The 19,472-nt window shown below is 67.4% G+C and carries 22 protein-coding genes and 1 riboswitch; of the genes, 9 read left to right on the top strand and 13 right to left on the bottom strand.

The features are described from left to right. Window positions 1-38: 38 nt before the first annotated feature. On the top strand, window positions 39-578 hold the full coding sequence (locus IB257_RS09880; RefSeq protein WP_059377439.1) for a hypothetical protein: 540 nt from the start codon (window positions 39-41) through the stop codon (window positions 576-578). Here the strand turns inward: IB257_RS09880 and IB257_RS09885 are convergent. Next, complete coding sequence (locus IB257_RS09885) at window positions 568-807, bottom strand: helix-turn-helix transcriptional regulator (RefSeq protein WP_082401106.1); 240 nt, start codon at window positions 805-807, stop codon at window positions 568-570. The genes IB257_RS09880 and IB257_RS09885 overlap by 11 nt on opposite strands. A 199-nt stretch (window positions 808-1,006) precedes the next feature. Here IB257_RS09885 and IB257_RS09890 point away from each other — a divergent pair, with 199 nt between their 5' ends. After that, window positions 1,007-1,903 (top strand): AEC family transporter, encoded by an 897-nt coding sequence (locus IB257_RS09890; protein ID WP_054455035.1) that lies wholly within the window; start codon window positions 1,007-1,009, stop codon window positions 1,901-1,903. A 1-nt stretch (window position 1,904) separates the two neighbouring features. Here IB257_RS09890 and IB257_RS09895 read toward each other — a convergent pair whose 3' ends face one another. The 5 genes from IB257_RS09895 to IB257_RS09915 all read right to left on the bottom strand — a co-directional run bounded on the left by IB257_RS09895 (window position 1,905) and on the right by IB257_RS09915 (window position 6,581). Beyond that, a complete protein-coding gene (locus IB257_RS09895) occupies window positions 1,905-2,912 on the bottom strand; it encodes an Ldh family oxidoreductase (RefSeq protein ID WP_054455033.1) in 1,008 nt (335 codons plus the stop codon). A 38-nt stretch (window positions 2,913-2,950) separates the two neighbouring features. Next, complete coding sequence (locus IB257_RS09900; RefSeq protein WP_192492236.1) at window positions 2,951-3,886, bottom strand: hydroxyacid dehydrogenase; 936 nt, start codon at window positions 3,884-3,886, stop codon at window positions 2,951-2,953. Between the two features lie 20 nt (window positions 3,887-3,906). Continuing rightward, a complete protein-coding gene (locus IB257_RS09905; RefSeq protein WP_054455029.1) occupies window positions 3,907-4,917 on the bottom strand; it encodes a tripartite tricarboxylate transporter substrate binding protein in 1,011 nt (336 codons plus the stop codon). Between the two features lie 179 nt (window positions 4,918-5,096). Beyond that, entirely contained in the window at window positions 5,097-6,272 is a 1,176-nt protein-coding gene (locus IB257_RS09910) for a UxaA family hydrolase (protein WP_054455027.1), read from the bottom strand. Window positions 6,273-6,299: 27 nt separating this feature from the next. Beyond that, a complete protein-coding gene (locus tag IB257_RS09915; RefSeq protein ID WP_042795507.1) occupies window positions 6,300-6,581 on the bottom strand; it encodes a UxaA family hydrolase in 282 nt (93 codons plus the stop codon). A gap of 186 nt (window positions 6,582-6,767) precedes the next feature. Between IB257_RS09915 and IB257_RS09920 the strand changes: the two genes are divergently transcribed. The 4 genes from IB257_RS09920 to IB257_RS09935 all read left to right on the top strand — a co-directional run bounded on the left by IB257_RS09920 (window position 6,768) and on the right by IB257_RS09935 (window position 10,913). Then, a complete protein-coding gene (locus tag IB257_RS09920) occupies window positions 6,768-7,523 on the top strand; it encodes a GntR family transcriptional regulator (RefSeq protein WP_054455025.1) in 756 nt (251 codons plus the stop codon). 87 nt (window positions 7,524-7,610) lie between these two features. Further along, window positions 7,611-7,692, top strand: a riboswitch (SAM riboswitch). Then, window positions 7,682-8,941: a homoserine O-acetyltransferase gene (locus tag IB257_RS09925; protein ID WP_181953334.1), complete on the top strand. Its 1,260-nt coding sequence runs from the start codon at window positions 7,682-7,684 to the stop codon at window positions 8,939-8,941. It overlaps the preceding riboswitch by 11 nt. After that, window positions 8,938-9,552, top strand: a complete 615-nt coding sequence (gene metW / locus IB257_RS09930; RefSeq protein WP_054455023.1) for a methionine biosynthesis protein MetW — start codon at window positions 8,938-8,940, stop codon at window positions 9,550-9,552. The genes IB257_RS09925 and metW overlap by 4 nt, the downstream gene beginning before the upstream one ends. Window positions 9,553-9,656: 104 nt before the next feature. Then, on the top strand, window positions 9,657-10,913 hold the full coding sequence (locus tag IB257_RS09935) for a muropeptide transporter (protein WP_054455021.1): 1,257 nt from the start codon (window positions 9,657-9,659) through the stop codon (window positions 10,911-10,913). A gap of 60 nt (window positions 10,914-10,973) precedes the next feature. On the opposite strand, the gene IB257_RS09940 is transcribed toward IB257_RS09935, so the two are convergent. Continuing rightward, a complete protein-coding gene (locus tag IB257_RS09940) occupies window positions 10,974-11,843 on the bottom strand; it encodes a universal stress protein (protein ID WP_054455020.1) in 870 nt (289 codons plus the stop codon). Window positions 11,844-12,065: 222 nt separating this feature from the next. Between IB257_RS09940 and IB257_RS09945 the strand changes: the two genes are divergently transcribed. Both IB257_RS09945 and IB257_RS09950 read left to right on the top strand, forming a co-directional pair. Then, window positions 12,066-12,704, top strand: coding sequence for a trimeric intracellular cation channel family protein (locus IB257_RS09945; protein WP_054455018.1), 639 nt, complete (start codon window positions 12,066-12,068; stop codon window positions 12,702-12,704). 109 nt (window positions 12,705-12,813) lie between these two features. Next, window positions 12,814-13,515, top strand: coding sequence for a GntR family transcriptional regulator (locus tag IB257_RS09950; RefSeq protein WP_175212763.1), 702 nt, complete (start codon window positions 12,814-12,816; stop codon window positions 13,513-13,515). Window positions 13,516-13,554: 39 nt separating this feature from the next. Here IB257_RS09950 and IB257_RS09955 read toward each other — a convergent pair whose 3' ends face one another. From IB257_RS09955 to IB257_RS09970, 4 genes are read right to left on the bottom strand one after another with little or no spacing between them, the layout of a single operon-like run. Beyond that, window positions 13,555-14,322 (bottom strand): LamB/YcsF family protein, encoded by a 768-nt coding sequence (locus IB257_RS09955; protein ID WP_054455014.1) that lies wholly within the window; start codon window positions 14,320-14,322, stop codon window positions 13,555-13,557. A 13-nt stretch (window positions 14,323-14,335) separates the two neighbouring features. Further along, the gene (locus tag IB257_RS09960) at window positions 14,336-15,331 is read right to left on the bottom strand and encodes a biotin-dependent carboxyltransferase family protein (protein ID WP_192492237.1); all 996 of its coding nucleotides are present in this window, start codon (window positions 15,329-15,331) and stop codon (window positions 14,336-14,338) included. Next, entirely contained in the window at window positions 15,328-16,059 is a 732-nt protein-coding gene (gene pxpB, locus IB257_RS09965; protein ID WP_192492238.1) for a 5-oxoprolinase subunit PxpB, read from the bottom strand. Before pxpB ends, IB257_RS09960 begins: the two co-directional genes overlap by 4 nt. Before the next feature lie 24 nt (window positions 16,060-16,083). Further along, complete coding sequence (locus tag IB257_RS09970) at window positions 16,084-16,515, bottom strand: VOC family protein (RefSeq protein ID WP_054455008.1); 432 nt, start codon at window positions 16,513-16,515, stop codon at window positions 16,084-16,086. Between the two features lie 150 nt (window positions 16,516-16,665). Between IB257_RS09970 and IB257_RS09975 the strand changes: the two genes are divergently transcribed. Then, the gene (locus IB257_RS09975; protein WP_054455868.1) at window positions 16,666-17,532 is read left to right on the top strand and encodes a LysR family transcriptional regulator; all 867 of its coding nucleotides are present in this window, start codon (window positions 16,666-16,668) and stop codon (window positions 17,530-17,532) included. A gap of 50 nt (window positions 17,533-17,582) precedes the next feature. Here the strand turns inward: IB257_RS09975 and serA are convergent, their stop codons facing one another. Further along, window positions 17,583-18,782 (bottom strand): phosphoglycerate dehydrogenase, encoded by a 1,200-nt coding sequence (gene serA, locus IB257_RS09980; protein ID WP_054455006.1) that lies wholly within the window; start codon window positions 18,780-18,782, stop codon window positions 17,583-17,585. A 168-nt stretch (window positions 18,783-18,950) separates the two neighbouring features. Beyond that, on the bottom strand, window positions 18,951-19,409 hold the full coding sequence (locus IB257_RS09985) for a DUF411 domain-containing protein (RefSeq protein WP_054455004.1): 459 nt from the start codon (window positions 19,407-19,409) through the stop codon (window positions 18,951-18,953). Window positions 19,410-19,472 lie beyond the last annotated feature (63 nt).

Raw genomic sequence — 19,472 nt, forward strand, 5'->3', positions numbered from 1 at the left:
CTTCCTCGAAATGAATAGACAGTCCAGGTCCTCGGGTAATGACGATTTCATCGCTGTTTCGTTTCATGTTCAAGAAAGCCGGCGCAATTGTCGCGCTGGCCCTGCTGATCACGGCCTGCTCGCCCAGTTACAACTGGCGCGAAGTCGACGTGGCCGACGGCCACGCGCGCGCCGCGTTTCCGGACCGGGTCACGACCGACACCCGCGACCTGAAGCTGGATACCCATACCTTGCGTTTTACCCTGGCCAGCGCCACCGTGGGCGAGGCGGTCTTCGCCGTGGGATCGGCGCCGCTGCCGCCCGACATCGCGAAGGATCCGGCCGCCAGGCAGGCGCTGGGCATGGCGCTGATGCATTCGCTCTACGCCAACATGCAATCGCCGCCGCCCAATGAATGGCCTGCCTACGGGCAGGACATCGAGGTCCAGGGCAAGGCCATGGGCAAGCCGGGCTGGCTGCGCGCCAGGGTCTGGGTGACCGACACCATGTTGATCGAGGCCGTGGCAGCCGGCACCGTGGAAAGCCTGCCGGCCGAGCGGGCGCATGAGTTCCTGCGTTCCGTTGTCATCAAGCCGTGACGGGCGCGATCAGGCCCAGTCTCAATGCCGCGACCACTGCGGCGCGGCGGCCGCGCACGCCGAGCTTTTCGCAGGCGTTGCACAGATGGAAATTCACCGTGCTTTCGCTGACGCCCAGGATGCGGGCGGTTTCCCAGCTGGTCTTGCCCATGGCGGCCCAGTGCAGGCAGCTGGCCTGGCGTTCCGACAGGGGTTTGATGGGCCGGGCCGGACCAGACGCGGCGTTCAAGGTGGGATTCGCGGCCGGGTTTGTGGCCACGTGTGTGGCCAGATGCGGGGGCGTGGCGGAATGTGCGGTGGCTGACATGGCGGTTGGGGGCAGAAGCCCGGCGATTGACGAGTTGCTCCATGCTGCCGCCCGGGCGCGTTGCCCGGCAAGCGATGATGCCTTCATGCATCAAACCTCTTATCTCTAACGGAATAAGCGCATGTCTGCCGTCGTGCAGTTCTATTTTTCATCGATCGTGCTGATGCTGCCTTTGCTCTTTTGCGCGGGTATAGGGGTGTATTGGGGCAAGCGGGACCTGCCGTTCGGCGGTTCCTTCATCACCATGCTGGTGACGTCGGTGACCACGCCGGCCCTGGTGTTCCACACTTTCGTCACCACCCACCTGGACGACCGCGCGCTGGCCGACGTGGCGGTGGCGACCCTGCTGGCGCTGCTGCTGTGCGCCCTGGTGTGCGCGTTGTTGCTGAAGGCATGGAAGCTGCCCGTGCGTACGCTGCTGCCCACGGCCTTCCTGCCCAACGCCGGAAACCTCGGGCTGCCGATTTCGCAGATGGCCTTTGGCGACGCGGGCCTGTCGGTGGCGGTCGCGTTCTTCGCGGTCAGTTCCTTTGTCATGCACACCATCGCGGTGCGCCTGTTGCCGGGCGTCAACACCAAGGGCAGCTGGAAGAGTCCGATTTTGCTGGCTTCGCTGGTCGCCGTGGCCCTGCGTCTCATGCACGTGCCGGTGCCCGCATGGCTGATCGAGACCTCGCGCATGCTGGGCGCGGTAACCGTGCCGCTGATGCTGCTGAGCCTGGGTCACGCGCTGGCCTTGATTCCGTCCAACGGCTTGCGCGACGGCGCCAAGGTCGCCGCCATCCGCCTGGCCGTGGGCCTGGGCGCGGGGCTGGCGGTGGTGTGGGCGCTGGATCTGGAACCGGTGCTCGCCGGGGCGCTGAGCCTGCAGATGGCCATGCCCTGCGCCGTGGTGAGCTACATGTACGTCAAGCGCTACACGACGCAGGGCGATACCGCGGCTGGCGCGGTGCTGGTGTCGACCGTGGCGTTCCTGTTGCTGGCGCCGGTGATACTTTGGTTCAGCCGCGGGGTTTGACCTACCCCGCGCCCGACATCGCGCGCAATTGCGCCATCAACGCATCGGGAATCTCCACGCCATGCTTGAGCGCTTCGTCGCGCAGCTTGCGGCGGCGATCACCCGGCAGGCGCACGCCTTCATCTTCCAGCATGGCGTCGACCAGGACCTCGACGCGATCCAGATAGGCGTTGTTGCCCGCCAGGGCGCCTGGGTCGATCGCCATGAAGGCCTGGCCCAGCCGCGCCGGGCCGCCTTCGTCGACAAAGAAGGACTCGGTCTCGAAACCGAAGTGCGAGCCGGTCAGCGCGCAAGCCAGCAGTTCGATGATCAGCGCCAGCATCGCGCCCTTGACGCCGCCCGCGGGCAGCATGCTGCCAGCCAGGCCGGCCTTGGGATCGGTGGTCGGCTGGCCGTCGGCGTCCAGCGCCCAGCCCAGGGGGATGGGCTGGTTGTCGCGGGCCGCGATCATGAGCTTGCCGCGCGCGACCTGCGACAGCGACAGATCGATCACCAGGCGCGCGCCGCCGCGTCGCGGAAAGACCGCGGCGATGGGGTTGGTGCCGAATAACGGACGCTTGCCGCCCCAGGCGGGCATGGCGGCGGGCGAGTTGCTCAGCGCCAGTCCCACCAGCCCGAGGTCGGCCAGGGCTTCCAGGTGGTAGCCGGCTTCGCCGAAGTGGTGGCTGTTGGCCACGCCGATGAAGGCTACGCCATGCTCGCGGGCGCGCAGGCCGGCCTGTTCGATCGCCATGGCGCAGGCGGGAAAGGCCAGGCCGGACCCGGCATCGATCAGCGCGGCGCCGCCGCGCTCATGCACGATGCGCGGCACCGCCGTACCGATGGCGCGGCCGGCGCGCAGGTGTCCGGCATAGAAAGGCACGCGCGACAGGCCGTGGGAGCTGAGTCCCTGGCTTTCGGCGAAGACCAGCGCACGCGCCGTGCTGTCGGCCATGGCCGGGTTGGCGCCGGCGGCGGCCAGGCCGGCCGCGGCCAGGAGTTGCAGTTCGTCCAGATAGATGTGAGCCATATCCTTCTCTTCAAGGGCGCGCGCCGGGCCGTGTGGCTTCATCGGTCGCCGCCGGTAAGCGCCATTGTCACCCCGGCGGCCACCATGTCGGAAACCCGGGTGTTGGCTTCCTGCGTCAGCCCGGCGATATGCGGCGTCAGGATCAGGTTGGGCGCGCCCGCCAGCGGGCTGCCGGCGGGCAGGGGTTCCTGTTCGAACACGTCCAGCGCCGCGCCGCGCAGATGGCCCGTGCGCAGGGCATCCGCCAGCGCGGCCTCGTCCACGATGCCGCCGCGCGAGGTGTTGATCAACACGGCGCCGGGCCGCATGCGCGCGATGCGGCCGGCGTCCATCAACCGCCGCGTGCCGGGCGTGAGCGGCAGGTGCAGGGTGATGGCATCGGCCTGGGCCAGCAGCTCGTCCAGCGGCAGGGCGGTGACGCCGGTCTCCCCCCACGCGGGATGGTCTGGCGGCAGCGCGGCGTCGCAGCCGGCCACGCGCATGCCCAGTCCTTGCGCCAGGCTTGCGGTCAGCCGGCCTATGCCGCCGAAGCCCACGATGCCCAGCATGCGGTTGTGCGCCTCCAACCCCTGCGAGAGCGCGTTGCGCGGCCATGCGCCCGCCGCGACCTCGGCCGTCGACCCGTAGGCGCCGCGCAGCAGCATCAGCATGGCGCCCACGACGTACTCGGCGACAGCGCGCGCGTTGGCGCCGGTGGCCGGTATCACCGCGATGTTGCGCGCGGCGCAACCGTCCAGGTCGATGTTGTCCAGCCCTACGCCCAGGCGGCCCACGGCCCGCAGCCGCGAGGCCGCCTGCAGCAGGGCGGCGTCGACCTTGCTGCGGTTGCGCACGATGAGGGCGTCGGCGTCGGCCGCCGCGGCCAGAAAGGCATCGCGCTGCTCCACCAGTTCGGGCTCGTACCGCACCTTGAACCGCTGGCGCAGCGCGTCGACCGCGGGCGCGTCCATGAACTCGGAAATGAGGATATGCATCGGTTGGGACTCCACGGTGCTCAGGCGATCTGGATGTTGGCGTCGCGGATGATCTTGGCCCAGCGGTCGACCTCGGACTTCAGGTAGGCGCCGAACTCCGCGGGGCCGCGCGGCTGCGGCACGAAGCCCAACTGCAGCAGCGCCTGCTTCATGGCGGGCTGCGAGACCTGGCGCACGATGGCGTCGCCGATGCGCTGCACCAGCTCCGGCGGCGTGCCCGCGGGTGCCAGCACGCCGGTGAAGTTCTCGACGATCAGGTCCGGCAGGCCGGCTTCCTTCACGGTGGGCACGTCGGGCAGGTCCGCGCTGCGTTCGCGGGTGGTGATGGCCAGCGCCCGCAACGAGCCGTTCTTCACGTGCGAGAGCGATTCCGGATAGTTGGAGAACACCACGTCCAGGTGGCCGCCTATCAGGTCGGTGAGGGACGGCGCGCCGCCCTTGTAGGGAATGTGCATCATCGGTACGCCGGTGAGCTTCTGGTACAGCGCCAGGGTGAGGTGCGGCGGCGTGCCGTTGCCGCTGGAGCCGGCCGACAGCGATTTCGAGCGGGCGGCCTTGGCCAGATCGGCCATGCTCTTGATGTCGCTCTTGGCGTTGACCACCACCATGATGGGCGAGGAAGCCAGGCCGGCCAGCGGCGTGAGGTCGCGCGTCAGGTCGTAGCCCGCCTTGCCGGCAAAGAGCGTCGCGTTGGCGGCATGCGACAGCGTGATCGCCAGCCAGGTGTAGCCGTCCGGAGCGGCATGGGAAACGTGGGCGGCGCCGATGTTGGCGCTGCCGCCGGGCTTGTTTTCCACCACCACGTTCCAGCGCTCGGCGTCGCTTAGCGCTTTGCCGACCTGGCGCGCGGCCACGTCGGTCAGGCCGCCGGGCGGAAAGGGCACCACGTAATTGATCGGACGTTCGGGCCAGGCTTTCTGCGCCAGCGCGCGCTGCCACGGCGCCAGGGCACAGAGGCCGGCGGCGCCCAGGGCGGCAAGCAGGCGCCGGCGTTGCGCGGCGTCGGGATGGTGATCGTGTTCGCTGTTCATCTGTCTTCCTCCTTGGGGGACGCCCGGGTAGGAATGCAACCGCCTGTGCTGCCGTGGCGGATGTCGCCCGGGTCTGCTGGTGTGGTTCTGAGACGATGCTGCGGGGAAATGCTGGCGGCAGGACGGCGCGTCCGCAATCCTGCTCGCGGACGCGCCGTTGCCAGGGACGACAGGCGCGATTAAGCGCTTTCGAAGATGCGGGTCAGGACGAATTCGCGGTGGCCCAGCGCTTCGGCCGCGGTCCAGCGGCCGTTGGCGGTGGCCAGCATGCATTCCAGCAGCTTGTCGCCGGCCTGGTTCAGGTCGATTTCACGCTGCAGCAGGCCGCTGGTGTCCACGTCGATGTGTTCGGACATGGTGCGCACCGTGCGCGGATTGGCGCAGATCTTGATGACCGGCAGTATCGGGTTGCCGATGACGTTGCCCTGGCCGGTGGGGAAGAAGTGCACGGCGTAGCCCGAGGCCGCGCACAAGGTCACCATTTCGGCCGCGGCGGAGGACGAGTCCATGAACCACAGGCCCGGGCCGTCCGGGATCTCGGCCTTGTCGATCACGCCGTCCACGCGGCATTGCTTGCCGATCTTCTGGATGTTGCCCAGCGCCTTTTCCTCGATGGTGGTCAGTCCGCCCGCGATGTTGCCCTTGGTGGGCTGGGATTCGGACAGGTCGCTGGTCTTCCAGCGGTCGATCATGGCCTGGTAGCGGTTGAACATGAACATGAAGCGCTCGCGCACCGCGTCGTTGGCGCAGCGCTCGGCCACGATGTGTTCGCCGCCGGTGAGTTCCGAGGTTTCACCGAAGACCAGCGTGGAGCCCAGCGCGTACAGCTTGTCGAAAGCGTTGCCCACGGTGGGGTTGGCGCCACAGCCGGAGGTGGTGTCGGATTCGCCGCATTTGGTCGACACCCACAGGTCGGCGATGGGGCATTCGCTGCGCGTCAGGGCCGTGGCGTAGTGCACGAATTCCTTGGCGCAGCGCGAGGCGCGCATGATGGTGTCGTGGTCGCCGTGCAGTTCGATGCTGAAGCCCATGACCGGCTTGCCGGTGGCGGCGATGCCGTCCACCACGCGCTTGGTCCAGCCTTCCTCGATACCGATTACCACCACTGCGGCGACGTTGGGATTGCAGCCGGTGCCGATCAGGGTGCGGAAGTGCAGCTCCAGGTCCTCGCCGAATTGCAGTCGGCCATAGGGATGAGGCAGGGCCATCGTGCCCTTGATGTTGTTGGCCACGGCTTCGGCTGCGGCATTCGAAATATCGTCCACGGGCAGGACGATGACGTGGTTGCGGACGCCGACGCGGCCGTTGTCGCGGCGGTAGCCCTGGAAGGTGGTCGAGGCGGTGATGATGGACATGGCGGATTCCTGTGCGGGGTGGGGGGCTTACCAGCGCTTGGTCTTGATGTTGTGCACATGGGCGTGCTGGCCGGCCTTGATGGGCTCCACCACGCGGCCGATGTCGACGCCGTACTTGAAGACGGTGTCGCCCACGGCCATGTCCTTCATCGCCACCTTGTGTCCGATGGGGATGTCCTGCGATGCGCGCACGTGGATGATCTTGTCTTCATCCATGATCCAGGCGTTCAGTTCCGTTCCGGCGGTGACTCCTTCCACGACGGCGACCGCCACCGTGTCCTTGGCATCGTGCAATACGGCGTGAATCATTTGTCTTCCTCTCTTGGGCTTGGGGGCGCCCGGCTGGTGCGGCGGCAGGGCGCGGATCGCTACGGCCAGGAAATCTTAGGACCGCGCTTCATGCGTGTCAACTAAATCATATATATGAATTGTATGACTTGAGCAGGTTCCGTCCCCGCCGCTACACTGTGGGCTCCTGATTTTTGCGATGCACCCATGAACACCAGCCTGTCCTCGACCGTGCCTTTGGGCAGTCCTCTGTACGCGCAGGTCAAGCAGGCCGTGCTGGCCGCGCTGGCGCAGGGCGAATGGAAGCAGGGCGAGGCGATCCCGCCCGAGAAGCTGCTGGCGGAACGCTTCGGCGTCTCCATCGGTACCTTGCGCAAGGCCATCGACGAACTGGCTGCGGAGAACATCCTGGTGCGGCATCAGGGCCGCGGCACCTTTGTGGCCGTGCACACTCGCAACCACCATTTCTTCAAGTTCTTCCGCATCGTGCGGCAGGACGGCGACAAGTCCTATCCCGCGACCGAGCTGCTGCGATTTCGCCGCGTGCGGGCCTCGGCCATCGCGCGCGAGAAGCTGAACCTGCCCGCTGGCGCCATGGTGTTCGAGTTCCTCAACCTGTTGTCGCTCAACGGCGACGTGGTGATGATGGATGAGATCTGCCTGCCGGAAGCATGCTTTCCGGGCATGACCGAAGCGCACCTGCGCGACCGCGCCAGCACGCTGTATGCGCTGTACCAGGACGTATTCGGCGTCAATGTGATCGCCACCGACGAGCGGCTGCGCACCTGCGTGGCCGAACGCACGCAGGCGCGGGCGCTGGGCGTGGCCGAAGGCAGCCCCTTGCTGGAGATCCGCCGCGTGGCGTTTTCCTACAAGCGGCAGGCGGTGGAATGGCGCATCTCGCGCGTCAACACCGAACGCTACGAGTACCTGGGCCAGGAGCCCTGGGAGGCCGGCGCCTGAATGGCCGCCGCGCGCGCCAGGCGGGCCGGATGGGTCGCCCGCCGTTGCGGCGCGCGTCAGCAGTGCTAGAATTCCTGCCGCAGTACAAAATTTTTCGGCGCCGATTTGCCTGATCCGCTTGCGGGCGCCTTCCAATAAATCCAGCTAAAGAGGTCCGTATGACCACTCCTGCCCAAAATTTGGCCGGTGATTCGGCCAGCGGGTTCGTACCCGCAACCGTCACGACTTCCGCTTCCGCTGATCCCGGTTCGGTCGGTCTCGTTGCCCCCACCTTCATCCGTTTCGATGAGCCCCTGTCCTTGCAGAGCGGCCAGTCGTTGGCTGCCTACGAACTGGCGGTCGAAACCTACGGCACGCTCAATGCCCAGCGCAGCAACGCGGTGCTGATCTGCCACGCGCTGAACGCTTCGCACCACGTGGCGGGGCAGGCGGCCGACAATCCCAGCGACGTGGGGTGGTGGGACAACATGGTGGGGCCCGGCAAAGCGGTGGACACCAACGTCTTCTTCGTCATCGGCGTCAACAACCTGGGCTCCTGCTTCGGCTCGACCGGCCCGGCCAGTATCAATCCGGAAACCGGCAAGCCCTGGGGCGCCGCTTTTCCGGTGCTGACCGTCGAGGACTGGGTAAGGGCGCAGGCCAGGGTCGCGGACCACTTCGGCATCGAACGTTTCGCCGCCGTGATGGGCGGATCGCTGGGCGGCATGCAGGCGCTCAGCTGGGCCATTACGTTGCCCGACCGCGTGGCCAATTGCGTGGTCATCGCCAGCACGCCGCGCCTGTCGGCGCAGAACATCGGCTTTAACGAGGTGGCGCGCCGCGCCATCATCACCGATCCGGATTTCCACGGCGGCGACTACTACGCGCAGGATACCGTGCCGCGCCGCGGCCTGTCGGTGGCGCGCATGCTTGGCCACATCACCTACCTGTCCGACGACGACATGGCCGAGAAGTTCGGCCGCGCCCAGCGCGCGCCGGCCGAGAACGGCGCGTACCACTACGGCTACGACGTCGAGTTCGAGGTGGAGTCGTACCTGCGCTATCAGGGCGAGAAATTCACCCGTTATTTCGACGCCAACACCTATCTGCTGATTACGCGCGCGCTGGACTACTTCGACCCGGCGCGCACCACCGGCGGCGATTTGGCCCGCGCGCTGGCTCCGGCCAAGGCCGATTTCCTGCTGGTGTCGTTCTCGACCGACTGGCGCTTCCCGCCGGAGCGTTCGCGCGAAATCGTGCGTGCGTTGCTGAAGAATGCCAGCCCCGTGACCTACGCCGAGATCGACGCGCCGCACGGCCACGACGCCTTCCTGCTGGAAGACGCGCGCTACCATGCCGTGGTTCGCGGCTATTACGAACGCATCGCGCGCGAGCTCGGGCTCGGCGTTGCCGCCCAGACCGAAGGACGTTCCGCATGACTCCCGTGACTCCCCGACCCGCGCACAGCGTCTTGCGGCCCGACCTGGCGCGCATCGCCAGCTGGATCGAGCCCGGCAGCCGCGTCCTGGACCTGGGCTGCGGCGACGGCGCGCTGCTGGCGCATCTGCGCGACCACCGGCAGGTGCGGGGCGCGGGCGTGGAACTGGACGACAACTGCGTCATCGCCTGCGTGCGGCGCGGCGTTGAAGTGATCCAGCAGAACCTGGAAGATGGGCTGGCGCTGTTCGACGACAAGCAGTTCGATACCGTGGTGCTGTCGCAGACCCTGCAATCGATGCACCGCACCGAGCACATCCTGCGCGAAATGGCGCGGGTGGCGCGCTACGGCGTGGTGTCGTTTCCCAACTTCGGTTACTGGCCGCACGGCTGGGCCATCCTGCGCGGCCGCATGCCGGTGACGGGCCAGATGCCCTACCAGTGGTACAACACGCCGAACATTCACTTGTGCACGCTGCGCGACTTCGAGCAGCTGGCCGGCGAATTGCGCCTGTCCATCCTGGAACGCGCCACCTTCAACGAAGGACGCGAGGTCAAGCTGCTGCCCAGCTGGCGCAGCACCCTGGCGGTGTACCGCTTCGCGTCGCCCTGACATTCCGACACGCCTGCTGCCTGCGGCGCGGGCGCATAGGCCCTAAAATGCCGCAAGCCTGCGGCCGCCAGCGGTGCGCTGGCGCGTTGTTTTAGGAGACCGTCATTACCGCTGCATCCAACGTCTATACCAGCCCCCGCGTGGCCCCCTTGCTGGTCCTGGGATTCGCCAGCGGATTGCCTCTGGCCCTGACCAGCGGCACCTTGCAGGCCTGGGCCACGGTGGAAAACGTGCCGCTGCAGCAGATCGGTTTCCTGACCCTGGTGGGCAGCGCCTATACCCTCAAGTTCCTGTGGGCTCCCTTGGTGGACCGCTACGCGCCGCCCTTGCTGGGGCGGCGGCGCGGCTGGATGCTGCTGACGCAGTTGCTGCTGGCCGTGGCCATCATGGCGATGGGCGCCTTGTCGCCTTCGTCCGCCTTGCAGACGCTGGCTCTGCTGGCCGTGCTGGTGGCGTTTCTGTCGGCCACGCAGGACATTGCTTTCGACGCCTATTGCACGGACGTGCTGCGCAAGGATGAGCGCGGCGCCGGCGCGGCCATCAAGGTCATGGGCTACCGGCTGGCGATGATCGTGTCGGGCGGGCTGGCGCTGATCCTGGCGGACCAGTGGATAGGCTGGGGCAACACCTATGTGCTGATGGGCGGGCTGATGCTGTTGTGCGCGTTGGCGACCTTCTGGGCGCCCGAACCCGAGCACGTCGCCCGACCGCCGCGTACGCTGGGCGAGGCCGTGGGCGAGCCTTTGCGGGAATTCTTCACGCGGCGCGGCGCGCTGGCGGTGTTGCTGCTGATCGTGCTGTACAAACTGGGCGACGCGTTCGCGGGGGCTTTGTCCACCACCTTCCTGATCCGCGGCGCGGGCTTCACGCCGACGGAAGTGGGTACGGTGAACAAGGTGCTGGGGCTGGCCGCCACCATCATCGGCGCACTGGCGGGCGGGTCGCTCATGTCGCGCTGGGGCCTGTACCGGTCGCTGATGGCGTTCGGGCTGCTGCAGGCGGTGTCGAATCTGGCGTACTGGCTGATCGCCGTCAGTCCCAAGAACCTCTGGCTGATGGCCGCGGGCGTGGGGATCGAGAACCTGTGCGGCGGCCTGGGCACGGCGTCCTTCGTTGGCCTGCTTATGGCGTTGTGCCGCCAGCAGTTTTCGGCGACCCAGTTCGCGCTGCTGTCGGCGCTGTCGGCGGTGGGCCGGACCTACCTGGCCGGCCCTCTCACGCCGCCGCTGGTGGAAGCCATGGGCTGGCCGGGTTTCTTCCTGCTGACCGTGGCCATCGCGTTGCCGGGCCTGGTGCTGCTGCATCTGCTGCGCGGCACGATAGAAACCATGGAGAAGCAGGGCGATCAGGCCCCGGCTTGAAGCCGGCGGGTCCAAAAAAAACGGCGCCGAGGCGCCGTTTTTTCATGGCCGGACCGGGGTTTATTCCTCGCCGAGCAACCTGACGATCAGCACGTCGCTGGGCAGCGACTCCAGCAGCCGTTCGGCCACGCTGCCGATGGCGGTGCGCAGGATGCCGGTGCGGCCATGGGTGCCCGTCACGACCAGATCGGAACGGTGGTTGAAGGAGTATTCCGACAGCACGGTTTCCGGCTGGCCGCATTCCAGCACCACCTTGGGTGCGGCGACCTGGGCGAGTTCGGGCGTTTCGGCGATGAAGTCCTGGGCGCTCTGCTCGGCCGCCTTGTAGAAGCTGCGCGTGATGGCGTCATCCGGCGTGTTCTTGCCCTGGAAGGGGACGTCGTAGGAGTGGAACAAGGTCAGGTCCGCGTTCGGCACCAGGTGCAGCGCGGCGCGCAGCGCCTGGCGCGAGCCGGCGGAGAAGTCCGTGGCGACCAGCACGTCGCGGTAGGGCCGGCGCGGACGGGTCTTGACCACCAGTACGGGCTGGCGTGCCTGGCGGGCCAGCTTTTCGACCGTGGTGCCCAGCAGCAGGCGGCCCAGGGTTTCATCGCGCGCGGTGCCGGTGACGATCAGCGAGCAGCCGTAGCTGTCGGCGGTTTCCATGATGCGGACCAGCGGATCGCCGCTGACCACCACCACTTCGGTCGCCACGTCGGCGGCGGCCAGGTCCTCGGCCAGCTCGCGCTCGGCCAGCGCCTTGTGGTCCGTCGACAGGCGCCGCCACACGGGCGTGGTCAGGCGAGCCGGCGTGGCATGGGATTCCATGACATGCAGGACGATGAGCTTGGTGTTGAGTTCCTTGGCCAGCTGCAGCGCGCGGTCCAGGGCGCGGTCGCCGCGCGCGCTCAGGTCGGTCGCCAACAGGATGGGGCCAGTTTGCTGTGTCATACGTTCTCTCCCGGTTGTGGTTGGACCGCCGACTCCCGCGTGCGTCGCTCCAGCCGTTCCGCCCTCGCGGGCCTTATCCCCATTCTCGCGCGGCTGCGCGGAAGGGGACTTGATAGATATCAACGCAAAGTCGAGGGTAAGGGATGGCGGGCGCGCAGGCAATGGCCGTCCGCTACCCCGCCGCCTTAATACAATGGGGCCAGTTCAACTCCCTGCCTGCCCATGTTTCCGGATCTGTCTCCCGCCTTGCTGCACACGCTGTATCTTGTCGCCATCGTGGCGGAAGCGATGACCGCGGCGCTTTCGGCCGGCAGGCGCGACATGGACTGGATGGGCGTCTGCATCATTGCCTGCGTGACGGCCCTGGGCGGCGGTTCCCTGCGCGACGTGCTGCTGGGGCATTACCCGCTGACCTGGGTGGTCCATCCCGAGTATCTCTGGATGACAGCGGGCGCGGCGATCTTTACGGCCCTGATCGCGCCCGTCATGCGGCGCCTGCGCAGCCTGTTCCTGCTGGCCGATGCGCTGGGCCTGGTGGCGTTCACGGTCATCGGCTGCCAGGTGGCGCAGCTGATGCAGCTGCCGATCACCGTGGTGCTGATCAGCGGCATGATCACCGGCTGCGCCGGCGGGGTGCTGCGCGATGTGCTGTGCAACGAGGTGCCGCTGCTGTTCCGCAAGGAGCTCTATGCCAGCGTGTCCTTCGTGACCGGCGGGCTGTACCTGGGCTCGCAGGCCTTGGGCCTGTCCGCCAACGCCGCGGTGCCGATTGCGCTGGCCGCGGGCCTGGCGGTGCGCCTGCTGGCCCTGCGCTTCAATTGGCAGATGCCGAAGTTCGTGTATCGGGACGACTGGGACTGAAGCAGGGCGGCAGGGCGCTCTGCAACAATTTTCTTATTTATGTTTCAAGAGATTTCTAGTATCTTCACGAAGTCTCATACCATGCATTGCGCAGTACAAGGGGAGCCGATTGGACGTCAAAGCGCCCGCCACGATTCCGTATTTCCTGCAGGAACAGATTCGTGAATTGATCGTGGACGGCACCATCCGTCCCGGCCAGCCGCTGCGCGAACAGGAGCTGGAGCAGCGTTTCGGCACCAGCCGCAGCCCGATCCGCGAAGCGCTGCGCCTGCTGGAGCTGAGCGGCCTGGTCACCCATATCCAGCGCAAGGGCTTCAGGGTCACCCTGTACACCGAGGCGCAGATCCGTCATCTGTACCAACTGCGCGCCGAACTCGAGGCCTATTGCATCCGCCAGGCGGCGGAAGCGGCCGACCAGGCGCCGCTGCTGGCCGAGCTGCGCCTTCATGACGCCGCCATCGGGGCGGCATTGGCGTCGGGCGATGGACGCGCCGCCATTGCCTCGGCCTGCGCGTTCTATCTGGCTGCGGCCCGCAGCACGGGCAATACCCCGCTTGCGGGCATGCTCAGCAAGCTTTACGAGCAGATCGAACCGTTGCGCTACCTGTTGGCCAGGCAGGCGCTGCCGTTCACCGGCATCCAGGCCTGCACCAGCGGCGTCATCGAAGCGTTGGCCGGCCGCGACGTCGAGCGCGCTGCCAACCTGACGCGCAGCTATCTGGCGGACGTGCTGCCCAGCGTGGCGCAGGCGTATCGCCATGCCGCGCTGCAGGACGCGGAAGAACCGCAGCCGCGCTACGCACGCGCCTGAGCCGGCCGCGCCTCGCCGGCCGCGCCTAGCCGGCCGCGCCTATTCCCTCGGTGGGGTGCGGACTTCTATGCCGGCCTGTTCCAGCGCCTTGCGGATGCCGTCGGCGAAGATCAGCGCGTTCGGCTGGTCGCCATGGATGCACAGCGTGTCGGCCTGCACCGCCACGTCCTTGCCGTCCACCGAACGCACCTTGCCTTCGCGCACCATGCGTACTACCTGCGCCACCGCCTGATCCAGGTCTTCGATCATCGCGCCGGCGCGGCTGCGCGGCGTGAGCGAGCCGTCGTCCTGGTAGGAGCGGTCGGCGAAGACCTCGTTGGCGGCGGCCAGGCCGATGGAACGGGCCGCGTCGATCAGTTTGCTGCCGGCCAGTCCGTACAGGATCAGCGAGGCGTCCACGTCCTTGACGGCCTGGCAGATCGCGCGCGCCAGCCCTTCGTCCTTGGCGGCCATGTTGTAAAGCGCGCCGTGCGCTTTCACATGGTGCAGCCGCGCGCCTTGCGAGGCGGCCACGCCGGCCAAGGCGCCGATCTGGTAGACCACGATGTCGTAGGCTTCGTCGGGGCTGATCTGGATGACGCGGCGTCCGAATCCGGCCAGATCCTGCAGGCTGGGGTGCGCGCCCAGCGCCACGCCGCGCGCCAGCGCGGCCGCCACGGTCTTGCGCATGGTGGCCGGGTCGCCGCCATGGAAGCCACAGGCAATGTTGGCGGAGCTGACGAACTGCAGCACCGCGGCGTCGTTGCCCATGGTCCAGGCGCCATAGCTTTCGCCCATGTCGCAGTTCATGTCGATGCGGGTGGTCATGGCAAATTCCTTTCTAGGCGAGGAGCGCGCGCAACGGCGCCAGCGCGTCCTGCAATTGCGTGAAGGCGCGCTCGCGTTCGCCGTCCAGGCGCTGCGCTTCTTCCAGTTCGATCAGCTGGAAGCGCAGCGTCTGGCCCGGTGCGCACTGCGCCAGGACGGGCAGGTCCACCGTGGCGATCTGCGCGATCTTGGGGTAGCCGCCGGTGGTCTGCCGGTCGGCCATGAGGATGATGGCCTCGCCGCCCGAAGGCACCTGCACGGTGCCGAAACACGCGGCTTCCGACAGCATCTGACGCGGCTGGCTCATGGCCAGCGCGGGGCCCAGCAGGCGGTAGCCCATGCGGTCGGACTGCGGGCTGATGCGGAACTCCGCGCCGCCGCCAAAGGCCTGGCGGGTGGCATCGGAGAATTCCTCCCAGTGCATGCCGGGCAGGAAACGGATGAACTCGCGGCGCTTGGCGCCCAGCGCCGCCGGCAGGTAGACGCGCTGGTTCCACAGCGCTTCCTGCAAGGCGTCGAGGTCGCGGCCAGCGGCCAGCGGCGCATGCAATGGCACCTGGTCGCCCTTGGCCAGCGCGCGTCCCTGGAAGCCGCCGAAGCCGCTGCGCAGGTAGGTGCTTTCGCTGCCCATGACGCGCGGCAGCGCAAAGCCGCCGTGCACCGCGAGATAGCCGCGCACGCCCACGGCCGGCCTGGCGCCGAAGGCCAGGGTGTCGCCCGTCCGCGCCACCAGCGGGCGGTGGACGGGAATGTCCTGGCCGTTGAGCGTGGCGCCAAGGTCGGCGCCAGCCAGCGCGAAGCAGGCCGCGGCGTCAAAGCGCAGGGTAGGACCCGTCAGGGTCATTTCCAGCGTGGCGTGTTCGTCTTGATTGCCGGCCAGCGCGTTGGCCAGCCGGTGCGCGCGCTCGTCCATGGCGCCCGCGGCGGGGATGCCCTGATGCTGGTAGCCCTCGCGGCCGCGGTCCTGGAAGCTGGACAGCATGCCGGGCTTGATCACGGTCACGCTCATGGCCGGGCTCCCCGGATGCGGTTGAATTCCTCGGGGCTGATGGGCACGAAGCGGACCGAGTCGCCGGGTTGCAGCAGGGCGGCGGGTTCGCGGGCCGGGTCGAACATGGTGAGCGGCGTGGCGCCGATGATGTTCCAGCCGCCGGGCAGGCGGTTCGGGTAGATCACGGTCTGCCGGTTGGCGACCGCCACGGCGCCGGGCGGCACCGCGGTGCGCGGCGAGGCGCGGCGCGGGATATTCAGTTTTTCGTCGTGCACGCCCAGATAGGCGTGGCCGGGCGCGAAGCCCAGCATGAAGACCATGCTGCGCGGCTGGCTGTGCATCTGGATGACGCCTTCGGGAGTGAGGCCGGCGGCGTCGGCCACTTCGGCGAGGTCGGGGCCATGTTCGCCGCCGTAGCAGACCGGGATGTCGATCTCGCGTCCGCCCAGGGCGTCCGCGGCGATGCCTTCGGACAATAGTTGTCCGATGCGCTCGGCCAGTTGCGGGTAGGTGGGGCCGCCGTTGGCGCCGGGGCGGTAATGCACCGCCACCGCGACGAAGGAAGGCACCACATCGGTCACGCCGGCAAGCCGCGCGTCGCGCAGCTTGCCGGCCGCGGCCAGACAGGTCCTGCCGACATCGGCGTCGATCTGGTCGCCAAAGGAAACGATCAGGCAGCGGTCACCCTGGGGCAGGATGCGCCAGGAGGTTTCGGCCGGAGAAGGAGGTTCTGAATTTGCGTTCAACGACACGAAACCTGTAGAGACGGATTACTTGGCGAACAGGGAATCCAGGTTCTTGAACGCCTTGAATTCCAGCGCGTTGCCCGACGGATCCAGGAAGAACATGGTGGCTTGTTCGCCCACTTCACCCTTGAAGCGGATGTAGGGCTCGATGACGAATTCGGTGCCGGCGTCGGTCAGACGCTTCGCCATCGCTTCCCATTGTTCCATGGAAAGCACCGCGCCGAAATGGCGCACCGGCACATTGTGCGAGTCCACGGCGCTGGTGGCCTTGTGGCCGCATTCGCCGGGAGCCAGGTGGGCGACGATCTGGTGGCCGTAGAAGTTGAAGTCGATCCATTCGGGCGAGCTGCGGCCCTCCGGACAGCCCAGTTTTTCGCCATAGAAGGCGCGGGCTTCGGCCAGGTCGCGGACCGGGAAGGCGAGGTGGAACGGCGGCAGGTTGGTTTGAGCGGTCATGGAAGGCTCCGGGTCAGGCAAAGAAAAAATGATCAGTCAGATTGCGAGCCATCGCAAGCTTGGACGGCCTAGCATCGATGGGTAGTTTAGGTATTGTTTTTTTGATTGAAAAACGATATTTTTTGCTACTTAGCATCGAAATAATTGATCGTGATCAAAGAGTTCAAGACCTTCATCGCCGTGGCGCGGGACGGCACCTTTACCGGCGCCGGCGCCCGGCTGGGCCTGACCCAGTCTGCCGTCAGCGCCCAGATCAAGCGCCTGGAGGATTACCTGGGCGGGCCGCTGTTCGACCGTAGCGCGCGCGCCGCGGTGCTGAATGCGCACGGCCGCGAAGTGCTGCCGCAGGCGGAAGAACTGGTCGCCATGGCCGAGCGGATGATTACAGCTGGCGGGGCGGGCCATGTCAGCGGCTTGCTGCGCATCGGCGCCATCGCGTCGGTGCAGCAGGACCTGCTGGCGCGCGCGCTGGGCGGATTTCGCGCGGTCTATCCGGATGTGCGGGTGCGCATCGTGCCAGGCGTGTCGCTGTCGCTCCTGGGGCAGGTGGATGCGGGCGAGGTGGACATGGCCATGCTGATCAAGCCGCCCTTCGCTCTGCCGCCCGAACTCGGCTGGCAGCCCCTGCTGCGTGAACCGGTGATGTTGGCCATGCCCGCTTCCATGCCCATCGCGCCCTGGCGCGAACTGCTGGCAAGCCAGCCCTTCATCCGCTACGACCGCGCGTCATTCGGCGGGCGCGTGGTGGACCTGTTCCTGAAGAAGCAGCGCATCCCGGTGCGCGAGGCTGTGGAGCTGGACGAGATCGACGCCATCGCCAACATGGTGCGGTTGGGGCTGGGCGTGGCGCTGTTGCCGCAGCTGCGGCGGCTGGACATGACCGGCTTGCGGCTGTTGCCGCTGGGGGAGGCGGCGTTCCACCGCGAGATCGGCCTGATAGGCCGGCTGCCGTTCGATGCCGGCAGCGTGCAGGAGAAGATGGCGGAATGCCTGGCGGCCGCCGCGGCAGAGTCTTGAGCCGTTTGGCGGGCGGCGCATGACGCGCTGCCCGCCACGGCGGCGGTGGCTTACAGCCGGTCGCAGCGGACCGTGATGGGGTGGCTGCGCAGCGTGGACATCACGACGTCGTTGACTTCGCCTTCCACGTCGGTGATCACATAGCCGATCTGGCCGCGGGTCTGCAGGGTCTGGCTGACGATGTTCAGGCCGTGCTGCGCCATCAGGTTGTCCAGCGTGCCCAGCGCGCCCGGGGCGTTGCGGTGCACGTGCAGGATGCGCGTGCCGCCGGCGGGCTCCAGATACGGCAGCTCGGGGAAGTTGACCGCGCCCTTGGTGGTGCCGGCCTGCAGGAAGCGCACCAGCTTCTCGGCCACTTCCCGGCCGATGTTCTCTTGCGATTCCTGCGTGCTGCCGCCGATGTGCGGCGTCAGGATCACGTTGGGCAGGCCGATCAGCGGGCTGGCCAGCGGCTCGTCCGCGCCCTTGGGCTCGGTCGGGAACACGTCCAGCGCGGCGCCGGCCAGATGGCCGGATTTCAGCGCCGCATGCAGCGCGTCGATATCCACCACCGTGCCGCGCGAGGCGTTGATCAGGATGGCGCCACGGCGCATGCGGCCGATGGTTTCCGCGTTCATGATCTTTTCGGTGGTCTTGCCGCCCGGCACATGCAGGGTCACCACGTCGGCCTGCTCCAGCAGTTCGTTGAGCGTGGCCGCGGGCCGGGCGTTGCCCAGCGGCAGCTTGGCTTCGACGTCGTGATAGACGACGCGCATGCCCAGGCCTTCGGCCAGCGTGCTGATCTGCGAGCCGATGTTGCCGTAGCCCACGATGCCCAGCGTCTTGCCGCGGGTCTCGAATGCGCCGGCAGCGCTCTTGTCCCAGTGGCCCAGGTGCACGCGGGCGTTCTTTTCGGGAATGCGGCGCAGCAGCAGGATGGCTTCGCCCAGCACCAGTTCGGCCACCGAGCGGGTGTTCGAGAACGGTGCGTTGAACACCGGGATGCCGCGCTGCATGGCCGCGTCCAGGTCGACCTGGTTGGTGCCGATGCAGAAGCAGCCCACGACGCGCAGGTCGGGGTTGCCGGACAGCAGGGCGGCATCCAGGTGCGTGCGAGAACGGATCCCCGCCACCTGAGCGCCGCGCAGGGCGTCGCTCAATTGCGACGCCGGCAAGGCGGCCGCATGCGTGACGATGTCGGAGTAGCCGGCGGCTTCAAAAACAGCGCGGGCGCTCGGGTGGATGTTCTCGAACAGGACGATTTGTGCCATGACAGCCTGAGGGGTGGGTGAGGAATCCGTTTTATTGATTGTGGCCCATTTTTGCTGCAGTGCAAGGAGTAGCCATTGAGGCGGCATGGATGAATTGTTTCAGGCGCACAAACGATACGGGCATCGCCACAAAGAGCGATGCCCGGACAGAACCTGAAGGTTCGCGCGTTAACGGTAGGCCTGGAACACCTTGGCGCCGCCCTGCTTGTCCACCAGGACCACGTCATGCGGCGTCTTGCGGCCGCCGTATTCGGGGCCGTCCATGCCGGGGGAGCCCAGCGGCATGCCTGGCGCGGCCAGGCCGGCTGCGTCGGGCTTTTCGAGCAGCAGGCGGCGCACGTCGCTGGCCGGGACGTGGCCTTCGATCGCGTAGCCTTCGACGGCCGCGGTGTGGCACGAACCGTAGTTGGCCATGCCGGCGTTGCGGCGGATGGGGCCAGTGTCCTGGACGTCGTGGGTGGTGACGGCGAAGCCGTTGTCGCGCATGTGCTTGACCCAGTCTTCACAGCAGCCGCAGGTCGGGGTCTTCCAGACCTCGACCTTGACGGGCGTCTGGGCGGTGGCGAAAACGGGCGCGCACAGGGCCGCGGCAAGGGCCAGGCGGCGCGTAAGACGGGAAAGGTTCATGATGCTCCGTTGCGGGACGATGTGATTGCAAGCGTACTGTAGAGGAACGGGGGTGACCCCATT

This window comes from Achromobacter sp. ACM03, assembly GCF_014851665.1.
Lineage (GTDB): Bacteria > Pseudomonadota > Gammaproteobacteria > Burkholderiales > Burkholderiaceae_B > Achromobacter > Achromobacter aegrifaciens.